Below are 16139 nucleotides of genomic sequence, written 5' to 3' on the forward strand. Positions count from 1 at the left end.
CGCCAGCGTGCGGCGGCCGGGCCTGGCTCGCGTCCGGCGTTCACGCTTCCTTGACAGCGGCGGGGAGGACGTTGACGTCACGCGCCGGGTGCGCGTGGATCAACGCCCGCGCGAGCCGGGGCAGCGCGGCGCCCAGGTGCTGCTCGGCGTCGTGCGCGATGCCGTGGGCCTCGGCCAGCGTGCGGTGCGGATCGACCGACACCTCGGCCTCGGCGGCGAGGGTGTGGCCGATCCAGCGCAGCCGCACCACGTCGACGCCCAGCACGCCGGGCGTGTGCGCGAGCGCCTGTTCGGCGTCGTCCACGAGGTGCGGGTCGACGGCGTCGAGCAGCCGGCCGAACACCTCGCGCGCGGCCTCGCGCAGCACCACGACGATCGCCACCGTGATCAGCAGGCCCACCACCGGATCGGCCCACGCCCAGCCGACGAGCGCGCCACCCGCCGCGAGCACCACGGCCAGGCTGGCGAACCCGTCGGCGCGCGCGTGCAGACCGTCCGCGACGAGCGCCGCCGACCCGATCCGCCGGCCCACCCGGACGCGGTACCGCGCGACGACCTCGTTGCCGGCGAACCCGATCACTCCCGCGAGCGCCACCCAGCCGGCACCCACCATCGGCTGCGGGTGCAGCAGACGGTCGATCGCCTCGTACCCGGCCAGGGCCGCCGACCCCGCCATCACGACGAGGATCACCAGCCCGGCGAGGTCCTCTGCGCGGCCGAGTCCGTGCGTGAACCGGCGCGTCGCCTTCCTCCGCGCGAGCAGGAACGCGACGGCCAGCGGCACGGCGGTGAGCGCGTCGGCGAAGTTGTGCAGCGTGTCGCCGAGCAGCGCGACCGACCCGGTGAACCCGACGACCACCAGCTGCGCGATCGCCGTGACCAGCAGGCCGGTGAACGACAGCCACAACGTCCGCATGCCGGCGCGGCTCGCCTCGAGCGTGTCGTCGATGCGGTCGGCCGAGCGGTGGCTGTGCGGCTTGAAGGCGTGCCGGAGCCCGTGACCGTGGCCGTGGTCGTTCGCATGGCCGTGCCCGTGCGTGTCCATGCTCGGCACGGTAGCAGAACGCATGAAGATATGTTCATGTCTCGGGTGGTGTTCTAGGCTCCTCTCCATGGGACACGGGGTCGAAGGACGGCGTCGCCCCGGCGGCCCGCTCGATGCGACCACCGCGGCGGCGGTGGCCACCACACTGCAGGCGCTCGCCACCCCGAGCCGGCTGCTGATCCTCAGCGCGCTGCGCGAACAACCCCTCGCCGTGGGAGACCTGGTGGCGGCGGTGGGCATGGAGCAGTCGGCCGTGTCGCACCAGCTGCGGCTGCTGCGCAACCTCGGGCTCGTGGTCGGCACCCGTAACGGCCGCAGCATCGTCTACAGCCTCCACGACAATCACGTGGCCCAGCTGCTCGACGAGGCCGTGTACCACAGCGAGCACCTGCGGCTCGGGTTCGCGGAGCCCGCGGGCGAGGCCGGTTAGGCGCCGCCCGGCGCGGGGTGTGTCTCGTGCGTCGGGTTCTCCTTTCGTTCGCCTAGACTTCGGGTGTGAGTGAGTCTTGCGATGCCGTGGACGAGGTCATCGCGCAGTGGCGGCAGGAGCGGCCCGACCTGGACCTGTCCGCCATGGACGTGTTCGGCCGGCTTTCCCAGCTGACGCGCGTGGTCGAGTCCGCGGTGGAACGCGTGTTCACCGAACACGGCCTGCGCCCCGGCGAGTTCGACGTGCTCGCCGCCCTGCGCCGCACGGGCGCGCCCTACACGCTGACTCCCTCCGAGCTGTCGGCCGCGCTGATGACCTCGCGCGCCGGCATGACCAACCGCCTCGACCGCCTCGAGACGGCCGGCTACGTCGAACGCAGCCTCGACCCGGCCGACCGGCGCAGCTTCCGGATCACGCTCACGTCGGCGGGCCGCGACGTGATCGATGCGACCTTGACCGACCACGCGGCGGGTTTGGCGAAACTCCTTTCCTCGGCGGCCGGTCCGGATGACGCGGCGGTGTTGAGTCGGATTTTGAAGGGGATGCTCGCGGAGTTGCGCTGACCTCGCGAGGTCCTGTGTGGATGGTGGGGTGTTGTCCGTCGGGCATCTCGGGTGGATGCTCGCCGAGCTCGGGTCCTGTCCAGTTGCGGCAACCGGCCCGAATAACGCGCCGACGTTGAGTCGGGTCCGGAGAGGAGGCTCGCGGAGTTGCGCTGACTCCTCGAAGCCGGTGCGGTGGGTTGTCTTGTGTGGATGGTCGAGCGCGCGGATCGGGCGCCGGTCGTCGCCGGTGGGACGCTCGCCGAAGTCGGGTCACGTCGAGTGGTGGCGGCTGGGTTGGATGATGTCGCGACGGTGAGGCGCCTTCCGGTCGGAAGGCTGGTCGCGCTCGGATGACCGGGCCAGCAGCCGTGTGGTGTCTCCTTTCTGGTTGCGGGGTTGTGGCGGCTCGTGTTGGTCGTGGTGGGACACGAGACTTGCCGAGATCACGGCGCGCCGAAGGAAGCCGAGCGGAACGGTCGCGGACGCCGTGAACTGGCCGGGCGGTGCACCGGGGCGTGCGCCGCCGGTGGGCGGAAGCGCGCCATCAGAAGGGTGGATCGCCCACTCCCGCGACGACCGGGGTGCCGGAAGGGACCGGGGCCCAGAGGTTGTCGGAACCGCCGGTGCCGCCGGGGGAGTCGCCGGAGGGTGGGCCGGAGCGGTTGGCGCGGTTGACTTTCGCGGTGGCGTAGCGCAGTGACGGGCCGATCTCGTCGACCTGGAGTTCCACGACCGTGCGGCGTTCGCCTTCCTTGGTTTCGTAGGAGCGCTGCGTGAGGCGGCCCTGGACGATGACGCGGGCGCCGCGGGTGAGGGATTCCGCGGCGTTTTCCGCGGCCTGCCGCCACAGCGTGCAGCGGAGGAACAGGGCTTCGCCGTCTTTCCATTCGCCGCTGGCGCGGTCGAGGGTGCGCGGGGTGGAGGCGACGGTGAAGTTGGCGACCGCGGCGCCCGCCGGTGTGTAGCGCAGTTCGGGGTCGGACGTGAGGTTGCCGACGACAGTGAGGACGGTTTCTCCGGACACGGGGTGCTCCTGTGCGTTCGCGGCGGCGCCCGGGGTGGGGCCGCTGAGGAATTCAGGAGAACATCCGGGTACGACAGTTTCCGGGGGCGTGGCCGTCACTCCATCAGGTGGTGTGCGGGAACCCTTCCTTCGGCCGTGGCCGGGCGCACCTCGCACCGGGCACGATGAACGGGCCGAGTGCGAGGAGAGGGAACGGATGAGGACCTGGCAGAAAACCCGCGCGGTCGTGGTGGCGCTGGCTTTGGTGGCGGCGAGTGCCGCGACGACAGCCGCCGCGAATGCGAGCGGGGCGGCCACTGATTGCTGCGGAGGCCCGTCTTCCTGGACCACCGGGGACAAAACAGCGCTCGGCACGTCGGCGAGCACGCAGAGCCCCGTGTGGTTCACCGTGGCCGACGGGGTGACGTCGGAGGTCTTCTACCCGCGCGTTGACGTTCCCGAGACGCAGGATATGCAGTACGCGGTCACCGACGGCTCGTCCTTCGTCGACCTCGAACGCGACGCGACCGACCACGTCGTGTCGATGCCGGACGAGAAGTCGCTCGAATACACCGTGACCAACACCGCGAAGAGCGGTCGCTACCGCATCACCACGACCTACGTCACCGACCCGGCCCGCGCGACGCTCGTGACGCGCACCCGGTTCCAGTCGCTCGACGGTGGCGCGTACCGGCTGTACCTGCTGGCCAACCCGTCGATGGCCGGCGGCGCGAGCGGCGACACGGTGTCGTGGGATGGCAGTGGGCTCGTGGCGAGCGGTACGGAGAACCTGTACGGCACAACGACCACCATCGTTTCCTCGCTGCGGGTGTCGACGGGCTTCTCGGCGCACGACAACGGTTATTCGGGCGCGGCCAGTGACTGTCTCGTCGACCTGCGCGCGGACCAGCGGCTGGACAACGGGTTCGATTCCGTGTCGGGTGCCGGCAACGTGGTCCAGTGTGGACAGATCCCCGTCGCGGCGGACACGACGTTCACCGTCGCTCTCGGGTACGGCGCCTCGGCGCAGGCGGCGACGAGCGCGGCCACCGGTTCGCTCTCAGCCGGCTTCGCGGGACTTGAAACCGGCTACCGCGCAGGGTGGAATTCCTACGTCAGCGGCCTCAAACCCGCGCCCGCGAGCGTGGCGGGGGATCAGCAGCGGCGCAGGGCGTACTACGTGGCCGCGATGGCGTTGCACGCGGCGGAGGACAAGACGTTCCGCGGGGCTTCGGTGGCCGGTCTGGCGACGCCGTGGGGCGACGTCGTGAACGGCGACAGCCTCAACGACGGCTACCACCGCGTGTGGGGTCGTGACCTGTACCAGCAGACCACGGGGCTGCTGGCCGCCGGCGACACCGCGCAACCCCGGCGCATGGCGCAGTTCCTGTGGGGCTCGCAGTGGATCGGCACGCCCACCGCGGGCGACGGCACGACCTACCCGGCCGGCGCGTTCCCGCGCTACAGCCCCGTGAGCGGCGTCGCGGGCGCGAGTGCGCAGCAGCTCGGGTGCTGTGAGCAGCTCGACCAGGACGCCGACGCGATCGTGCTCGCGTGGCTCACCGGCCTCACCGACGCCGCCACGTACGCGAAGGTCAAGGTGACCGCCGAGCACCTGCGCACGAGCGGTCCCGCCACGACCGAACGCTGGGAGGAGCAGTTTGGCCGCTCACCGTCGTCGATCGCCGCGGAGATCGCGGGGCTCGTCAGCGCCGGTGCGATCGCCCGCGCGAACGGCGACACCGTGAGCGCCACGACGTGGGAGTCCACTGCGGACTCGTGGCGGGCTTCGCTGGACGCCTGGACGGTGACCAAGTCCGGCTTCTGGGGCGGGCACACGTACTACGAACGGCTCGACAAAGGCACCGACCCGAACGACGGTGGCCAGATCTGCTTCGACGAAGGCTGCTTCTTCGAGCACGACGTGGTGGACTTCGGCTTCCTCGACCTCGTGCGCCTCGGCGTGCGTGCGCCCGGCGACCCGACGATCGCCGCCTCGATCGCCCCGACGGCCGCCGCGTTCGACGGCAACGCGGCCATGCAGGTCACGCTGCCGAACGGCGACGTCTACTTCCACCGCTACCCGCACGACAACTACGGCGAAAGCACCTCGGCCTGCACGGGCTGGCCCGCCGGCGGCCCGCAACGGTTCGGTCGGCTGTGGCCGGTGCTGTCGGGCGAACGTGGTGAGTACGAGCTCGCCAATGGCCGCTCGGCCGCGGTGTACCTGAAGTCCATGGCGGACGCGGCCAATGCCGGGTACTTCATTCCGGAGCAGGTGTGGGACCGGTCGAGTGGGTGTTTCGCGCTCGGCCGTCCGACGGGGAGCGCGGCGCCATTGATGTGGGCGGAAGGGCAGTATCTGCGGTTGGCGCAGAGTATGGATGCCGGGCACAACGTGGATACGCCTGCGGTGGTGAAGGACCGCTACGGCAGTTGAGGGTCGGGCGGCCGGATTTCGGCGGCGGGGCGTGAGGCCGAGCGCGACGGGCGGTCGTGCTGGCACAGGGGATCCGTGATCGGGACTCGGGCTTGCTTTCGGTCGTGGGCGAGGCGTGTAGCCGGATTTCGGCTGCGGGAGGTCTGGGCGAGCGCGACGGGCGGTCGCGCTGGCTCGGGGGATCTGTGATGGGTGCTCGGGCTTGCGATCGGCCGTGGGTAAGGCGTGCGGCCCGATTTCGGTGGCGAGGCGCCTAGTTAAGCGCGACGGGAAGTCTGGCCGACTCAGGGGACCTGTGATCGGGCTCGGGCTTGCGTTCGGCCGTGGACGAGGCGTTCGGCCGGATTGCAGCGGCGGGACGCCTAGGCGAGCGCGACCGGCGGTCCCGCCGACTAAGCGGATCTGCGATCGGGACGCGGGCTTGCTTTCGGTCGTGGGCAAGGCGTGCGGCCGGATTCCGACGGCGGGACGCCCGGGTGAGCGCGATCGGCGGTCCCGCCGACTAAGAGGATCTGCGATTGGGATTCGGGCTTGCCGTCGGCCGTGGGACAGGCGTTTGGCCGGACATCGGCGGCGAGTCGCCTGGCCGAGCGCGATCGGAGGTCACCCGACTCAGACGGACCTGTGATCGAGACTCGGGCTTGCCGGAGGCGGGCAAACCGTGTGGAACGGCCGGTGATGGCGGTGCGGCACCCGGCACATCACCTCCGGTCGATGCCAGGCACCGACAGCGGAACCCTCGGCTTGCCAAGCTGACAGTGCCACTGGCACAGCGAGAGACGCGCCGGGCCCCACCGCCGAGGCCACACCGAACCCGAACCTACAGATCCGTAGAGAAAGCCACGCTCTTCTGCTCCCGCACCTCCTCCAACCGCTTCTCCAACGCGCCGGTGATCGCCGTCCACGCGTCGCTGCCCAGGACCAGGCGGCGGGGTGCCGGGGTCTGGTCGACGGTGGCGATCATCAGGGCCGCCATGCGGGCCGGGTCGCCGAGGGACAGGGCGGTGCGGTCTTCGAGGACCTGGCGGATGCGGGCCGACGGAGAAGCGGCGTAGGCGTCGATCGCCGGGGCGAGGACGGAGCTGCCGTAGCGGAATTCGGTGCGGGCGCCGCCCGGTTCGACGAGGGTGACGCCGATGCCGAACGGCGCGACTTCCGGGGCGAGGGCGTCGGCGAAGCCTTCGATGCCCCACTTGGTGGCGTGGTAGAGGGAGCCGCCCGGGAAGGCGACCTGGCCGCCGACGGAGGAGAGCTGGAGGATGCGGCCGCCGCCGTCGGCCCGCAGGTGGGGGAGGGCGGCGCGGATGAGCTGGATGGAGCCGAGGAGGTTGGTGTCGAGCTGGTGGCGCACCTGCTCGTCGGTGAGTTCTTCGGCGGCGCCCATGAGGCCGTAGCCGGCGTTGCTGACCACGACGTCAAGCCGGCCGAAGTGGGCGTGGGCCGCGTCGACGACCGGGCGGATGCGGGCGGTGTCGGTGAGGTCCAGCGGGGCGACGTGGAACGCGGCCCTGTAGGTGGCGACCAGGTCGGCCACCGAGTCGAGCCGGCGGACGGTGCCGGCGACGCGGTCGCCGGCGGAGAGCAGTTGTTCGGCGAGGTGCCGGCCGAAGCCGGTGCTCACGCCCGTGATGAGCCAGGTCCGTGTCATGCCTCCAGCTTCGGCGCGCGGCGACGCACCGGCCAGCCCCCGCCGACAGGGGTGCCGGCAGGGCCACCCTCGGCGAATTATCGTGGACGCCATGGCGGGAAACGTGGTCGGCGAATACCTGCGCGCACGGCGTGAGCAGGTGCGGCCGGAGGACGTCGGGATCACCGTGAACAGCCACCGGCGAGTGGCCGGGCTGCGGCGCGACGAGCTGGCGATGCTCGCGGGCATCAGCACCGAGTACTACACGCGCCTGGAGCAGGGCCGCGACCGCAACCCGTCGGCGCAGGTGCTCGACGCCGTGGCCCGCGTGCTCGGCCTCGACCGCGAAGCCACCGCCTACCTGCACGGCCTCGCCGCGCACCGAAGCCGCCGCGGCACGCCGAGCGACGATCCCGTGCGCCCGAGCATCACCCGGCTGATCGGCACCTGGGACCTCACGCCGGCGTACGTGCAGGGCCGCTACCTCGACGTGCTGGCCGCCAACCCGATCGCGGCCGCGCTGTCGCCGGTGTACACACCGGGCACGAACCTGCTGCGCGCCGTGCTCCTCGAGCCTGCCGCACAGCGGTTCTTCACCGGCTGGGAGGCGCGGGTGAGCGGGCTCGTCGCGAGCCTGCGCGCCGGGAGCACGCCCGACGATCCGCACCTGGCCGAGCTGGTCGAGGAGCTCTCCGCCGAGAGCGAGCTGTTCCGCGATCTCTGGCCACGCCACGATGTGCGCCCCCAGCCCGGCGGCGGCACGCACCACCTGTGCCACCCGGACGTCGGCGAACTGGAGCTGAAGTACGACAAGTTCGCGGTCAGCGGCGCCGACGACCAGCTGCTGGTGGTCTACCAGGCCGAGCCCGGCACCCCGTCGGAGAAGGCCTTGCGAACGCTGCTCAGCGGACCAGGTGGAACGCCCGCGCCGCCGGGGCGAACGTGACCGACTGCCCGCGCGTGACGGTGACGGCGTCGTTCTCGAGCCCGTCGCCGAACGCCGTGAGGTGATCGGACTCCACGTCGACGGTCAGCGAAGACGTGGTCAGCTCGCCTTCGGTGAGCGAGGTGCCCGTGGTCGGCGAGGGCCACGCCTCGCGCACGAACCACACGAGCCGGCGCTCGTCGACGGCCGGCAGGCGCAGCGCGCTGTGCCGCTCCTGCCACACCGAACGGCACCAGCCGGTGGACCCCGTCCCGGTGCCGACCAACAGGCCCGAGGACGCCTGGCGTTCCGCGCCGAGGCGGTAGCGCGCGGTCTGGTGGCTCGGGTGGCCGAGGTAGATCTCGTTGAGCGCCAGCAACGTCTGGCCGTCGTCGGCGGTCAGCTCCACCATCGTGCGGCGCTCGACGGAGTCGCGGGACCGCAGCAGATCCGCGGTCGCCTCGGCCGGGTGGCGCACCAGGATCCCCGGCGCGCCGGGCGTGATGCCGACGACCGGCTGGCCGGACAGGTACTTCGCGACGTTCGCCACCAGCCCGTCCTGCCCGACGACCAGCACCACGTCCTCCGGCGTGAACAGGAACCGCGACAGGTCCGCGCGCTCGACGCTGCCGCGGCGCCAGTCGAGCGGCACGGCGGAGGACACCTCGACCAACGTCCGCCGCAGCGCCGCGTCGGCGGCCACGACGTCGTCCAGCGAACGGCCGCGCGTGTTCAGGAAGAACTCCGCCTGGCCGAGCGTGCCGTGCCGCGCGAGCAGCTCGTCGAGCTCGGTGCGCCGGTGCACCACCACGGCTCGCGGCGCGAGGCTCACGACCCGAGCCCCAGCCGGGCCAGCAGCGGGGCGACCAGGTCGGGGGTGAGCACGAGGCTGTCGATCTTCGGCAGGTTCGCCGCCAGCTCCTTCACCGCCAACGCCCGCAGCACCTGCTCGGGCAGGTCGCGGTACGCGGCCAGCCGAGCGGCTTCCCCGGCCGCTTCCGCTTCGCCGAACGTGCGCGTGGCCTCGGCCTTCACCTGCGCCAGCCGCGCTTCCCGGCTCGCGCGCGCCTCGGTCTCGATGTGGTCCGCCGCCGCGGCTTCTTCGGCCTGCCGCCGGGCGTTGGCACCGCGTTGCGCGAGCAGCTGCTCCTCGCGCCGGGCGAGCTCGATCTTGTTCTGGAGCTCGTTTTCGCCGATCGCACGCTCGCGTTCCACCGCGAGCGCCCGGCGTTCGTAGGTCGCGCGGTCGGCTTCCTGCTGCACCTTCTCGCGGGCCGTGGTCTGCAGGGCCTTCTCGACCTCCGGCTCGGCGCGGATCGCCACCACGCGCACGTCGAGCACGGCCGAACCGGTCTGCGCGAGCCGCGTGTCCTCGTCGGCCAGCCCGGCGCGGATGCGGTCGCGCACCGCGGTGACGCCGTCGACCAGCGCTTCGGCGAGCGGCGTGCGGGTGAGCACGTCGAGGGCGTACTGCTGCACGTTCTCGGTCAGCAGCCCGCTGATCTGCGCGAGCGGATCGCCGCGCCAGCGGCCCGTGTCCGGGTCGACCGAGAAGTCGAGGCGCTGCGCGGCCAGTGCCGGGTCGACCACGCGGAACGTGAGCGCGAGCTGCACCGTCACGTCCTGGAAGTCGGCCGTGCGCGCGTGGAAGAGCAGGGGCAGCTCGCGGTCGTCGACCGGGATCTCCGACAGCGCGGCCGAGAGCGGCCGGTACCAGAACGACAGCCCGGTGCCGTCGTGCACGAGCTTGCCGCCGCGCAGGTGCCGGATGTGCGCGGTCGGCACACCCCGCAGGTGCCGGAACCCGAACCTGCGCTTGATGTCCACCATGGGGACCTCCTTATCGTCGCCGTGACGATATGGGTCCGGAGGTCTTTTCGTCAAGCTGACATTATGCGGGTAGGGTGCGGAGGATGGACCAGTTCCCGCCCAGCGCCGTCACCGTGGACCTCGTCGTGCTCACGATCACGCAGGAGCAGCTGTGCGTGCTGCTGGTCCGGCGCGGCATCGAGCCCTTCCGTGACGCGTGGGCCCTGCCCGGCGGCTTCGTGCTCGCCGACGAGAACCTCGACACGGCCGCGCGGCGCGAGCTGGCGGAGGAGACGGGCCTCGCGCCCGGCACCGTCCACATCGAACAGCTCGCGGGCTACGGCGACCCGGGCCGCGATCCCCGGCTGCGCGTGGTGACCATCGCCTACCTCGCGCTCGCGCCGGACCTGCCGGTGCCCCAGGCCGGCACGGACGCCGCAGACGCCCGCTGGACCCCGGTCGCGAGCCTCGACCCCGCCACGCTCGCCTTCGACCACGCGAAAATCCTCGCCGACGGGCTCGAACGCGCCCGCGCGAAACTGGAGTACACCTCGCTCGCCACCGCGTTCTGCCCCCCGGAGTTCACCGTCGCGCAGCTGCGTCGCGTGTACGAGCTGGTGTGGGACACGCGGCTGGACCCGCGCAACTTCCACCGCAAGGTCACCGGTGCCGACGGGCTGCTGCAACCCGTCGGCACCACCACGACCCGCGACGGCGGCCGGCCCGCGCGGCTGTACCGCACGGGACCGGCCGAGCTGCTGTCGCCGCCGATGCTGCGGACCCGGGGCTGAGGGTCAGGCCAGGCGGACCGTCGCGATTTCCCACGGGCGCAGAGGAAGCTGAAACGCGCTGTCCGTGACGGGCACCGCGGAACCCGGCCGGCCCAGCAGGTCCACCCGCTGCGCCGAAGTGAACGGACCCCGTACGACGGCAGTCGTCGCGTCCGGAGACTGAGCGACGAGCCGCACCTCCAGCGCGCCCTCGCGACGGCGGACGCTGGTGAGCATCGCGCCGTCCACGGACAAGCCGAAGTGCGCCGCCGGTGGTGCGTCGAGCGGGCCGGTGCCGAGCGTGGTGTGCAGCGGGTGGCGGTAGCGCTCGGCAGCGTCGAGGAGGCCGGCCGACCGCCAATCGCCGTCGTGGGGCAGCACGGCGAGCTGCACGGTCGTGGTGCCGATCTGCTGGGCGTCCGGCGTCGGGATCTGCGGGCCGGCCGGTTCCTCGCGGTACGGGTGCACGTTGCGGCTGAGCTGGCCGCTCGTGCGCAGCACCGTCAGCGCGAGCGCGTCGTCGAGCAGTTCGTACTCGCAGGCCTGGGTGAGCAGTAGCGCGGTGCCGCCGGCGTCGGCGAAGCCGTGGGCCGGGAAGGTCGGGATCGGGTACTCGCTGAAGCCGCCCTCGGCGGTGCAGCCGCGTTCGACCACGGCGAACTGGCCTTCGGCGTGGGAAGAAGAAGCCGCGCGGGCGAGCGGCGCGTGGAAGCGCAGCCGGTGGTCGCGCGAGGCGTTGTCGACGGTGAGGTCGAGGCGCACGAACGGCTCGCCCGCGCGCACGTCCACCAGCATCGTCACGGTGCTTCGCGCCGTCGACCCGGTGCGCCGGTCCGCGGTCCAGTCCATCGCCGCCGGCCAGGCGTAGGTGCGCTCGACCGTGAACGTCCGGCGCAGCGGCCCGTCGACGCCGGGGATCACCCGCACGGACTCCGGTTCCGTGACCAGCGTGTCGGTGCCAGGAGGCGCGTAGTTGTAGGAATCACCGCGATCGCCGCCGTCGACGAGGCGGCCCACGCCGTCGAGCACGGTGCCGTCGGCGCCCGTGATCCGGAGTGAACCGTCGTCGGTGACCTCGACCGCCACCGGATCAAGTCCGGCAGCAACCACCCCGGGCACAACCCGCACCGACGTCCAGCCCAGCGCCGGCACGTCGACCAAACCGGTCACCGTCCGCCGCGCGGCCTGGCGGATGCGGATCGTCCACGCACCCGTCGCGCCGGTCACCGCCGCTCGCACGGCCTCGACGTCGAACGGTTCCTCACCGCCGTGGCGCGCGACCGAAAACTCCAGCAGCCGCTCGGCCGGGTCGCAGCGCCAGCCGGTGATCTCCAGTCCGAACAGCTCGCGCCCGTGGATCCGCGGGAGGAAAAGCCCCAGGTCGGCGCCCGCAGCGGCTTCCTCGTGCAGCAGCTCCGCAGCACGGGACTCCACCTGCGCCGGCAGCCGCGTCCCGTCCGGCAGCTCCAGCGCGACCTCGTCCCACGGCACCTCGACGTCCACCGTCACCAGGTCGCGGCGAGCCGCCGGCGTCGGGTTCAGCACCAGCACCGCATCGCGGGCCACGGTCCGCGCGAGCCGGCCGGCCACGCGGTCGCGCACCGCCTGCCCGAGGTGACCGGCTTCGCTGATCCGCGCGAACACCTGCGTCGCCGTCTCGTCGACCCCACAGCCGGTCACGGAATCGTGCCCCGACGCGTCGACCAGCCGCCACCACGCCAGGTCCAGGAACCGCTGCGGCCACTCGGCGGAGAACAGCGCGGCGAACGGCTCGGCGTAGCGCTCGACCAGCCGCTCGGCCCGGGCCATCGCCTGCTTCAGCTGCGGGCGCACCGAAAGCACACCGGGCAGGATGTTGGCCGCCGCGTGGCTGCGCAGCTCACCGCGCACCACCGGCAGCGTCGGATCCGCGGCGTCGCGCGCGCCGATGTACTCCGCGAGCGTGGTGATCCGCACGTCGACCGACGCGGGATCGAGGCCCGCGACCAGCTTCACCAGCGAGCCGACGGGCGCGGAGTGGTCGGTGCCGTACATCGCGAGCACCGGGTCGGCACCGAACTCCGGCCGCAGCCGCCGCCCGAGCTCGGCCATGCGGGAAGTGAAGAATCCCGGATCGGAGAACACGTAGGCCGCGTTGCCGTAACCCCGGGCGAGGTATTCGACGCGCACCGAGCTGCCGTCCGGCGCCGTCCAGCGGAACGCGTGCCCGGGCACGCCGGCGGGCACCCCGCGCCACACGCACGCGTGCTCGAACCCGGCGGCGGCCAGGATCTGCGGCATCTGCGCGCAGTGACCGAACTCGTCGGGCAGGTAACCCACGCGCATCGCGCCGCCGAGCTCGGTCGCCCGCGCCCAGCCGAGCTCGAGGTTGCGCACGATGTTCTCGCCCGACACCAGGAACTCGTCGAGCAGGATCTGCCACGGCCCCACCGCGAGCTGACCCGACGCCACCAGCGCGGCCACCCGGTCGCGGTTCTCGCCGCGCACCTCGAGGTAGTCGTCGACCGCCGCCATCTGCCCGTCGAGCGTGAACCGGAAGCGCGGGTCGGCCTCGGCGCGGTCGAGCACCTCGTCGAGCAGGTCGACCAGGCGCAGGCGGAAGCGCTGGAACGGCTCGTACCACTCGCGGTCCCAGTGCGTGTGCGGGACGAGGCGGACCTCGGGCGCACCGGTCATCGCGCGGCTCCTTCAGGCGTGATGGGGGAGAAGGTGAGCGTGAGGCTCGCCTTCTGGGCGTGCAGGCGATAGCGCGGCAGCACGCCGGGCCCGCACGAAGCGGTGCCGAGCCCGTGCTGCGCCAGATCGAGGTTGAGGTGCACGAGCTCACCCGGCACCAGGTCGACGGTGTGGCGCGCGGCGTCGAGCTCCTCCGACGTCCAGCGCCGCGCGGTGAAGTCGAACACCGGCTCGCCTTCGATGCGGATCCCCGCGCCGCTCGCGGACGTGACGCGCAGCCAGCGCGCGTCGGCGCGGTTGCCGTTTTCCTGCGGGTACACGTACGGCGTCTGCAGAGCGTCCACTGTGGAGGAGAACCGGCCGATCCGAGCGGCCTGCCGGCTGTCCGCGTAGGCCTCGCCGGGGCCGGCGCCGAACCACTCGACGCTGCCCAGCGCACCGGGCACGGCCATCCGCAGGCCGAGCCGCGGGAGCGTGCACGGCCAGTCGCCTTCGGGTTCCACATCCACGCGCAGCCGGAGCCGGTCGTGGTCGGCGGTCCAGTGGTAGTCGGCGAGCATGCCGAACCCGAGCCCCGGCGGCGCGACCCGCGTGCGCACCACGAGTGCCGAACCACCTCCGTCCACTTCGGCCACGCGGTGCTGCAGGCGGTGCAGCCCGGCCGCCCGCCACTGGCCGGCTTCCGGCTCGTCGGACCCGCGGTCGTTGTCCGTCGGCGCGCGCCACAGGTCCAGCCGCGGTCCCTCGACGCGGTGGCCGCCGAGCGCGACCAGCCGGCCGGTGTCCGCGTCGAACACACCCGGGCCGAGCCGCAGCGAACCACTGTCCCGGACCAGCACGGTCCCGGCAGCCGGTGGCGCCGCAGTGGCGGTCGTGAGCGGCAGCTGGCCCCAGGCGACGACGTGGCCGGCACTCGCCCACGCGGTGTCCGCCGCGAGCTCCGCACGCACGGTCAGCACCCCTTCGCCCGCCACCGTGGACAGCGGGGGCAGCGGGGGCAGCGGCACGTCGACGCTCTGCCCGGGAAGGACCTCCGGCACGGCGAGCGAACCGGCCGAGCTCTCGAGCCCGTCGTGCTCGTGGCTCCACCGGAACACCAGGTGCGCGAGCCCGACGACGTCGTGGTGGTTCTCGATCTGCACCCCGCCCGCGCCGGCACCGATCCGCACCGGCTCGAAGACCTTCGCGAACTCCGCGAGCGCGGGGGAGGGCGTGCGGTCGGGGTGCACGAGGCCGTCGATCACGAAGTTGCCGTCGTGGATCAGCTCGCCGAAATCGCCGCCGTACGCGAAGTATTCGCGTCCGTCCTCGTCGTGGCGCGCGAGTCCGTGGTCGAGCCATTCCCACACGAACCCGCCCTGCACGTGCGGGTAGCGCTCGAACAGCTCGCGGTACTCCAGCAGCCCGCCGGGCCCGTTGCCCATCGCGTGGGCGAACTCGCACAGCAGGAACGGCAGCGACCGGCGGCGCTCGTTCGGGTCGTCGCGGCGGCCGATGCGGTCCACCTCGGCGTGGTCGGCGTACATGCGGCTGTGCACGTCCACGTACTCGCACTCGAAGTCGCCTTCGTAGTGCACCGGACGCGACGGGTCGCGCTCGCGGGTCCAGGCGGCCGTCGCGGCGAGGTTCCGGCCGGTGTGCGCCTCGTTGCCGAGGGACCACAGCACGATCGACGGATGGTTCTTGTCGCGCTCGACGGTGCGGCGCATCCGGTCGAGGTACGCCTCGGTCCAGCGCGGGTCGTCACTCGGGTTGCCCGCCCAGTCCAGCTCGCCGAACCCGTGGGTCTCGAGGTCGCACTCGTCGATCACCCACAGCCCGTGGGTGTCGCACAGCTCCAGGAAGTACGGGTCGGGCGGGTAGTGGCTGGTGCGCACCGCGTTCACGTTGTGCCGCTTCATGAGCAGCACGTCGGCCAGCGCGAACTCCCGCGGCAGCGCGCGCCCGAACCGCGGGTGGTGCTCGTGCCGGTTCACGCCCCGGAACAACACGCGGCGGCCGTTCACCGTGAGCACGCCGTCCTCGATCGCCACGGTCCGGAACCCGATCCGCACCGGCACTCGCTCGGCCGCGGTGTGCACCTCACCGTGGTAGAGCCGCGGTGATTCGGCGCTCCACGGCTCCACCGCGAGCTGCGTGACCGCACCGGCCGGCAGGTTTTCGACCCCGAGCTCCGGCACGCTGAGCAGCACGCCCTCCGCCGCGGTGACCGACAGCGTGCCCAGACCGCTCACGTGGTCGTAGTCCGCGTGCAGTTGGTAGTCCTCGACACCGCCGACCGGGCGCGAAAGCAGCGTGACCGCGCGGAAAATGCCCGAGAGCCACCACATGTCCTGGTCTTCGAGGTAGCTGCCCGAAGACCACTGGTGCACGCGCACGGCCAGCACGTTGCCACGCGGGCGCAGCAACGGGCCCACCGCGAACTCCGTCGGCAGCCGGCTGCCGCGGGTCACGCCGAGCTCTTCGCCGTTTAGCCACACCCGCGCGCACGAGTCGACGCCGTCGAACCGCAGCACCGCGGGCTCGTCCGGCCAGTCGTCCGGCAGGGCGAACACGAGCCGGTGATCACCCGTCGGGTTGTCCGACGGCACGAGCGGCGGCCGCACGGGAAACGGGTAGCGCACGTTGGTGTAGGCCGGGTTCCCGTGGCCCTGCAGCTGCCAGTGGCCGGGCACGGTCAGCCCGGTCCAGCCGCGGTCGTCGAAGTCGTCGCGCTCGATCCCGTCCGGCGCTGCCGCCGGCGAGGGCGAGAGGAGGAACCGCCACGTCCCGGCCAGGCTCACCGACCGCGCGCCGGAGGAGAAGGCGGCGCGGGGCGGTAGCGAGCCGGGGCCGGGAGCGGGATCTTCGACGTACGACGACGACATGG

Annotated in this window: 12 protein-coding genes; 5 read left to right on the forward strand and 7 right to left on the reverse strand. The window is 72.4% G+C overall.

The window, feature by feature from the left end; all coding sequences use genetic code 11:
• Positions 1-40: 40 nt before the first annotated feature.
• Positions 41-1045 (reverse strand): cation diffusion facilitator family transporter, encoded by a 1005-nt coding sequence (locus tag VSH64_RS12215; protein ID WP_326835677.1) that lies wholly within the window; start codon positions 1043-1045, stop codon positions 41-43.
• 67 nt (positions 1046-1112) lie between these two features.
• On the opposite strand from VSH64_RS12215, the gene VSH64_RS12220 reads away from it, so the two are divergent.
• The gene (locus VSH64_RS12220; RefSeq protein WP_326835678.1) at positions 1113-1475 is read left to right on the forward strand and encodes an ArsR/SmtB family transcription factor; all 363 of its coding nucleotides are present in this window, start codon (positions 1113-1115) and stop codon (positions 1473-1475) included.
• A gap of 65 nt (positions 1476-1540) precedes the next feature.
• Entirely contained in the window at positions 1541-2038 is a 498-nt protein-coding gene (locus tag VSH64_RS12225) for a MarR family winged helix-turn-helix transcriptional regulator (RefSeq protein ID WP_326835679.1), read from the forward strand.
• 526 nt (positions 2039-2564) lie between these two features.
• Here VSH64_RS12225 and VSH64_RS12230 read toward each other — a convergent pair.
• Positions 2565-3044 carry a single-stranded DNA-binding protein gene (locus VSH64_RS12230; protein ID WP_326835680.1) on the reverse strand — a complete coding sequence of 160 codons (480 nt, stop codon included), beginning with the start codon at positions 3042-3044 and terminating at the stop codon, positions 2565-2567.
• Between the two features lie 196 nt (positions 3045-3240).
• Between VSH64_RS12230 and VSH64_RS12235 the strand changes: the two genes are divergently transcribed.
• Positions 3241-5463, forward strand: a complete 2223-nt coding sequence (locus VSH64_RS12235; RefSeq protein ID WP_326835681.1) for a glycoside hydrolase family 15 protein — start codon at positions 3241-3243, stop codon at positions 5461-5463.
• Positions 5464-6283: 820 nt separating this feature from the next.
• Here VSH64_RS12235 and VSH64_RS12240 read toward each other — a convergent pair.
• On the reverse strand, positions 6284-7111 hold the full coding sequence (locus tag VSH64_RS12240) for an SDR family oxidoreductase (protein ID WP_326835682.1): 828 nt from the start codon (positions 7109-7111) through the stop codon (positions 6284-6286).
• A gap of 91 nt (positions 7112-7202) precedes the next feature.
• Between VSH64_RS12240 and VSH64_RS12245 the strand changes: the two genes are divergently transcribed.
• Positions 7203-8036: a helix-turn-helix domain-containing protein gene (locus VSH64_RS12245; protein WP_326835683.1), complete on the forward strand. Its 834-nt coding sequence runs from the start codon at positions 7203-7205 to the stop codon at positions 8034-8036.
• Here the strand turns inward: VSH64_RS12245 and VSH64_RS12250 are convergent.
• Both VSH64_RS12250 and VSH64_RS12255 read right to left on the reverse strand, forming a co-directional pair.
• A complete protein-coding gene (locus VSH64_RS12250) occupies positions 7993-8847 on the reverse strand; it encodes an NAD(+)/NADH kinase (protein WP_326835684.1) in 855 nt (284 codons plus the stop codon). The genes VSH64_RS12245 and VSH64_RS12250 overlap by 44 nt on opposite strands.
• The gene (locus VSH64_RS12255; RefSeq protein WP_326835685.1) at positions 8844-9845 is read right to left on the reverse strand and encodes an SPFH domain-containing protein; all 1002 of its coding nucleotides are present in this window, start codon (positions 9843-9845) and stop codon (positions 8844-8846) included. The genes VSH64_RS12250 and VSH64_RS12255 overlap by 4 nt, the downstream gene beginning before the upstream one ends.
• 83 nt (positions 9846-9928) lie before the next feature.
• On the opposite strand from VSH64_RS12255, the gene VSH64_RS12260 reads away from it, so the two are divergent.
• Entirely contained in the window at positions 9929-10615 is a 687-nt protein-coding gene (locus VSH64_RS12260; RefSeq protein WP_326835686.1) for an NUDIX hydrolase, read from the forward strand.
• Between the two features lie 3 nt (positions 10616-10618).
• On the opposite strand, the gene VSH64_RS12265 is transcribed toward VSH64_RS12260, so the two are convergent.
• Positions 10619-13270 (reverse strand): glycoside hydrolase family 38 N-terminal domain-containing protein, encoded by a 2652-nt coding sequence (locus tag VSH64_RS12265; protein ID WP_326835687.1) that lies wholly within the window; start codon positions 13268-13270, stop codon positions 10619-10621.
• Positions 13267-16137 (reverse strand): glycoside hydrolase family 2 TIM barrel-domain containing protein, encoded by a 2871-nt coding sequence (locus tag VSH64_RS12270; RefSeq protein ID WP_326835688.1) that lies wholly within the window; start codon positions 16135-16137, stop codon positions 13267-13269. The genes VSH64_RS12265 and VSH64_RS12270 overlap by 4 nt, the downstream gene beginning before the upstream one ends.
• Positions 16138-16139 lie beyond the last annotated feature (2 nt).

Source organism: Amycolatopsis rhabdoformis (assembly GCF_035918295.1).
Taxonomy (GTDB): Bacteria; Actinomycetota; Actinomycetes; order Mycobacteriales; family Pseudonocardiaceae; genus Amycolatopsis; species Amycolatopsis rhabdoformis.